The organism is Bacillus sp. JJ1127 (assembly GCF_036965845.1).
Lineage (GTDB): Bacteria > Bacillota > Bacilli > Bacillales > Bacillaceae_G > Bacillus_A.
In genome coordinates this window covers 1-4,458 of sequence record NZ_JBALQK010000083.1, presented here as the reverse complement: position 1 = coordinate 4,458, position 4,458 = coordinate 1, and the positions used below count along the sequence as shown (strand labels likewise).

Genomic DNA, 4,458 nt, shown 5'->3' with positions numbered 1-4,458 from the left:
GGTTTTATGTCGGTTTTTTTATAGAAAAAAGGATATCTCACTTAACGTAAGATACCCTCTTTCCCATTGCTAGATTACTAGTTTCTTTTGTAAAAGCTGAAACCATTCTCGTTCTAATTGTAAGCAGCCGATTCCACTCTTTTCAGCATTCTTTAACTCTTTTTCTGCTTTTTTCATATATGTATGAAAGGACTCCGTATCCTTCTCTAAATATTTTAAGATTGCATGTGTACGGTAATACCCATGCAAATCCAATTTTGTGATAGCTTGGGCATGCTGCTTCATCTCATGTAAAGACACATCATCCATATCATATAGCGCCTTATATAACAGGTACCAACTATGAAAACTACCAACAAAATATTTATTTGCTTTCGTAACAGGGATTTGTAAAACTCGTTCTAAACAAGTTATACCTTTTTCCATTCCTTCTCTATCACATTTGGAATAAAACACGAGCATAAGATCACTCATGGTTTCTCTTACATCTTCATTACTCTTTATGTTTTCTTTACTTATTTCTACTATCTCATTATCCCAGTCTTTCGGTCTTTTTGAACTCAATAGCTCGCTGGATACTTGAATGCTATGTAAATGCTGGTGAGCCTTCTCATCACCTTTAACTAAAATCAAAAATTGATACCCATCACTAGGCATGATTCCCCTCATTGGAATTGCCGTAGCCAAAAAGATTACAAAATGTAATATAGAAAAATACAAAAGAGGTTGGTAATAGCTCACCATGTATATATAACCCGCCAACAAGCCGCAGGCCAAACTTGTTATCGGCCCACCTAAAGTCGTCCATGCCCACTTTTTCGAAAGGTTTGGCGTATAAAATGAAGGTGGTAATAACATGGCAATACCTCCAAAATATCCCCACATTTTATTTTCTCTTATTCGTATCTTTCTCTCTTCTTTTTGGATGGTAATCGGTCCTGCTGTCATGAATTTAAATTGCAGGCCATTTAACAAACCAAATACTACATGCCCTAATTCATGAATGGCAAACACCAGTACTAAAATAACCAGTACTCCCCACAATTCCATAACCGCCTGCATTTTTTCTGGCCTGATCCATCCATATACAACTGAACAAACAAAAGCAATCACTATAGAAAAAGCTGGCCTTCTCAAAATATCCACCGTTTTTCTCCCCTTGATTATCGTGTGTTAGTAAATCATTTTTCTATGCATTTCATACATGTATTTTCCGATATGCAAGACCCAGACAAATGAAATCATACCAATCAGGAAGAAATCTGCTTCACGTACAATTGTATAACCGATTGACAAGATCCATGCCCATGCAAGCACAATATTTGTAAACTGATATGCCTTGTAACCCGCTTCATGAACGATATGCTGTTGTCCTTCATCTGCATTTCTCGCCCACATCTCCATAGATTGTGAATATGTAACGCGCTGTTCTGGATACAACTCGTTATAGCGGTTCTTCATAATAAAGCCAATCCATATTACAAGAATCAAACATACAATTGACACAACAAAGTTTACAATCTCAAATAAAGAAGGTGTCCCTGCTGCAAATGATCGATAATACATAATTGCAGCACAAATTGCCCAAGACCATACAATCACTTCACTTACACGTAAATAAATGAGCATAGACCCTAGTCTACGTCCCTGTTCATTTTCCTCTTCATCACGTAACTTTGTTAATGTCCACATGTTTTTTCCAAACCAAACTAGAGCAACTGCGCAGCATATAAACAGCACAATTACTTTGGTATAGGAATCATCTCCTTCTGAACCAACGCCAAAATAATGAGCGAATACATATCCGATGATTAGACCAATTAACATAGATCCCAATAATTTAGCAATAGACATCATCATATGCTTTAGCCTATTTTCCATCTTCCTCTTCCCCCTCCACTAACATAAATATCTCCTCTACAGGCACCCCGAAAATATGTGCAATTTTTAGCGACAACACAATCGACGGCGCATAATCCCCACGCTCAATTAAGCTAATTGTTTGCCTTGATGAATCAATCGCTTTCCCTAAATCACCTTGTGACATTCGATACTTTGCTCGAAATTCTCTCACTCGATTTTGAAGCTTCATACCCAACCTCTTTTTCGTTTATTTAGTTAAAATTGTAAATAATATCCTCTTTATTGTCAATTATAATTGTCATTTTGACGTTAATAATTGACAATATAATACCCATTCACGCTAAAAAAGGAGAGACACTTGAAATTACTGTCCACTTCCTTATTGATGAAAGCGGTAATTACGGTCATGGTCTTCAATTTTCTAGTGAATTTAATAGAAATGAATCTGTTTCAGAAATATACAAAGATACATACCAGCTTTCAGCAACAAAAACAGGAATGTATTATAGTCACTGGTTACAAAATCGCAGGTAAAATAAAAACAAGTTGAAAAATACAATAAAATATTTGCGCAAAAATAAGAGGCAGTGCTCATAAGCACTGCCTCTTCCAATTTTCGACATAGAATGGATTCCATATTAATTTGCATTTTGTACAAATACCTGTTTCAATTGTTTCCGGAAACGAACGCCTAGCGTAATTGCTACAACAACAATCACTCCAAAGATGATTTTTCCGATATGCTGCTCCAATGCCCCAAAGATATTATGCAAGTTTCCACCTAGCCAGTAGCCACCGATTAAGAAGAAAGATACCCAGAACAATGCACCTGCATAAATCGTTAACGCAAAACGACGAAACGGTAAATTAATAATCCCTGCAAAATATCCAGTAAAATGACGTACGCCTGGAATAAAGAATGCGATAAAGATAAGAAAATATCCATACTTATCAAACCACATTCTCGTTAAATCAATTTTTCTTTGTTTCAAAAACACGTATTTTCCATATTTCTGCACAAAGGGCATACCAAGTTTATTTCCTACAAAGTACTGAATTGTCATTCCAACACTTGTCCCAATAAACGATAGGATAATTAAGATTGGTAAATGTAAGTCTCCTATCTGTGCTAGATATCCCGCATAAGCTAATGTTGGCTCTCCTGGAAACGGAAGAGCAATATATTCTACCAGCAATCCGATAAGTACAACATAATAGCCATATTGTTGAAATAATTCATGAATCCATTCCATGTCATCTCTCCTTTCCTCTTCTCTTGACAGCATCACTCACGTACGAACTGTTACTATTATTGTATAAAAAAATTGTCGAAATAACTATCACAATAGCTTACATTTATATTACATTTTTGTAAGGTAGATACTTAAAATGACAACTATTTATTCATCTATATAAATTTAGTATTCAAATCCAAGCATTGGATTCATGAAACATAAAAATTTATAGTGTTCTAAATAAAAAACCACTGCAAAAAATGCGAACAATAAAATAGACAAATTCATCTCCCCCGTACAATCTATCACCATGCGCTTTCATTTGTTTTTCAAATAAAAAAACTCTTCCTATTTTCCAAAAAATGTTCTTTATAAAAAACCACATTAAACTCATATTAACTTCATATTAGCTTCATATACATGGTGTAAGATTATATCGGAATTTGTTGAAAAGTATAACAAGTGTTTTTCCTTTATATTAAATTGAATAAATATAATGTGAAACTTTAATCAGTGGGGTCTTCATTCCCCACTGATTATTAGCTCTCACCAATCGGACTTTTACGGGCCGTTTATCTTCCACCTAACTTCTTTGCTTTCACTGAATTTTGAGGTGGGAGTATTGCTGCCCCCAAATAGCGGAATAAATTGTTTTTCCAAAATGCACAAAGGGAGAATAAAAATGGAAGCGTATAACATGCACAATTTTATTAATACAAACATTGAATCTCATCAGGATGAAACAATTTTCAACTTACATATATGTGAAGCAAATGAATTTGATGTAAATTTAACAAAATCAACAACATTATCCTTTATCGTTACACAAAAAAACATAAAGATCATCACCAAAAAATGGATTAACTCTATCCAGGAAAGTATGATCGGTAAAAGCTATATCATTCCAACTCAAGCATTTCACTATCTTCTGCCTATCATTTCCGAAAATGAAAATGAGATGATTGTGCAAATGCAAAGCTTTGGAACAAATGGAGAGCTTTTGCTAAATGAAAGATTACTCATTAATAAAAATAACAGGAACAATAACGCTAAAATTACTACTTTTTTTGAAACCTTAAACGAAAATATACATCAGACATTACGTAGATTCCAAATCTATTGCATGTAATCGTTTTATAAAGTAAAAATTTCATAAGGTGAAAATTTAATCAGCGGGGGTTCTTTATATACATCAATTAAAAAGTCGACATAACCCCCCTCTTTTTGGGTGGGAGAGAGCATCTGGCCATGCATAGAAGCGGTCAGTGCCTTTTTCTGCCACATGCGAAGTAAAAACAGAAAGAGCAAACGAGTGTAGGTTACTTTTTATTCTGCATAGCAGGGATTTAGATGTCGAAAA

The 4,458-nt window shown here is 34.6% G+C and carries 5 protein-coding genes; 1 reads left to right on the top strand and 4 read right to left on the bottom strand.

Annotated features, from left to right (window positions below; all coding sequences use genetic code 11):
- Positions 1-69: 69 nt before the first annotated feature.
- The 4 genes from V7183_RS09805 to V7183_RS09790 all read right to left on the bottom strand — a co-directional run bounded on the left by V7183_RS09805 (position 70) and on the right by V7183_RS09790 (position 3,116).
- Positions 70-1,146: a M50 family metallopeptidase gene (locus V7183_RS09805; protein ID WP_335359348.1), complete on the bottom strand. Its 1,077-nt coding sequence runs from the start codon at positions 1,144-1,146 to the stop codon at positions 70-72.
- Between the two features lie 27 nt (positions 1,147-1,173).
- Complete coding sequence (locus V7183_RS09800; protein WP_335359347.1) at positions 1,174-1,881, bottom strand: DUF3169 family protein; 708 nt, start codon at positions 1,879-1,881, stop codon at positions 1,174-1,176.
- The gene (locus V7183_RS09795; protein ID WP_097899851.1) at positions 1,871-2,092 is read right to left on the bottom strand and encodes a helix-turn-helix transcriptional regulator; all 222 of its coding nucleotides are present in this window, start codon (positions 2,090-2,092) and stop codon (positions 1,871-1,873) included. Before V7183_RS09795 ends, V7183_RS09800 begins: the two co-directional genes overlap by 11 nt.
- 409 nt (positions 2,093-2,501) lie before the next feature.
- Positions 2,502-3,116 carry a DedA family protein gene (locus V7183_RS09790; RefSeq protein WP_335359346.1) on the bottom strand — a complete coding sequence of 205 codons (615 nt, stop codon included), beginning with the start codon at positions 3,114-3,116 and terminating at the stop codon, positions 2,502-2,504.
- A 664-nt stretch (positions 3,117-3,780) separates the two neighbouring features.
- Here V7183_RS09790 and V7183_RS09785 point away from each other — a divergent pair.
- Positions 3,781-4,227: a DUF3978 family protein gene (locus V7183_RS09785; protein WP_097899849.1), complete on the top strand. Its 447-nt coding sequence runs from the start codon at positions 3,781-3,783 to the stop codon at positions 4,225-4,227.
- The last annotated feature ends 231 nt before the right edge of the window (positions 4,228-4,458 follow it).

Coding starts and splice junctions, on each gene's coding strand:
- V7183_RS09785 (WP_097899849.1), top strand. CDS start 3,781: ATGGAAGCGTATAACATGCACAATTTTATTAATACAAACATTGAATCT.
- V7183_RS09790 (WP_335359346.1), bottom strand. CDS start 3,116: ATGGAATGGATTCATGAATTATTTCAACAATATGGCTATTATGTTGTA.
- V7183_RS09800 (WP_335359347.1), bottom strand. CDS start 1,881: ATGGAAAATAGGCTAAAGCATATGATGATGTCTATTGCTAAATTATTG.
- V7183_RS09795 (WP_097899851.1), bottom strand. CDS start 2,092: ATGAAGCTTCAAAATCGAGTGAGAGAATTTCGAGCAAAGTATCGAATG.